Here is a 279-nt window from a genome sequence, read left to right as displayed (position 1 = left end):
CGTGGTTTTTGATTAGTGCAGTTGACAGTACTTGTAAAAAGTTTGCACGCTGTCTGCGAATCTTATCATGCAGTTTAGCTACTATCAAGCGCTGTTTTTGATAGTTTTTTGCTAGCCGCAAATTGCGCCCTTCTTTTTTAACCCGGTGCTGCCTGCGAGACAAGACACGTTGGGCATGAGCCAGTTTCTTTTTGGTTTTGCAATAAAATCGTGGATTAGCAACTATTGCTCCGTTAGATGCTGTTAAGAAATTATCAAGGTTAAGGTCAATGCCAATTT

The 279-nt window shown here is 40.9% G+C and carries 1 protein-coding gene; it reads right to left on the bottom strand.

The features are described from left to right. A partial coding sequence (locus CP357_RS10045) for a transposase (RefSeq protein ID WP_143468497.1) occupies window positions 1-279 on the bottom strand: 279 nt, incomplete at both ends.

This window comes from Lactobacillus sp. UMNPBX6 (assembly GCF_002553975.1).
In the GTDB taxonomy this organism is placed as follows: domain Bacteria; phylum Bacillota; class Bacilli; order Lactobacillales; family Lactobacillaceae; genus Lactobacillus; species Lactobacillus gallinarum.
This window is presented reverse-complemented; position numbering and strand designations above follow the sequence as displayed.